This window comes from Mesorhizobium escarrei, assembly GCF_935825525.1.
Taxonomy (GTDB): domain Bacteria; phylum Pseudomonadota; class Alphaproteobacteria; order Rhizobiales; family Rhizobiaceae; genus Mesorhizobium; species Mesorhizobium escarrei.
This window is the reverse complement of record NZ_CAKXZT010000097.1, coordinates 949-1,203: the sequence shown is the minus strand read 5'-3', so window position 1 is coordinate 1,203 and position 255 is coordinate 949. Positions and strand designations below refer to the sequence as shown.

The 255-nt window shown below is 74.5% G+C and carries 1 protein-coding gene; it reads right to left on the bottom strand.

Annotated features, from left to right (window positions below; translation table 11 throughout):
• Positions 1–255, bottom strand: a 255-nt coding sequence (locus tag NMG80_RS37225) for a sigma factor-like helix-turn-helix DNA-binding protein (protein ID WP_436798556.1), incomplete at both ends; no start/stop codon positions are given.

Sequence of the window (255 nt, the reverse complement as noted above, 5' to 3'; positions counted from 1 at the left end):
CTAGCGCACCAACGTCGCCCGCGTTCCAAGCGTCGACATAGGCCTCGACGCGGGCGTCGTCAGCCGCGACGACTTCCTGCGGTGGCAGTGCGGTCCGTGCCCGTTGCAGGGCGCTGCGCGCCGCCGCCACGCTGATGCCTAGCGCGGCCGCCGCCTCCGCCGCCGTCATGCCCACGCCGTCGTGCAGCAGCAATACCGCGCGGGCGCGCGGCGAGAGACGCCGCAGGTCCTGACCGCACGCCTGGCCGCACTCCT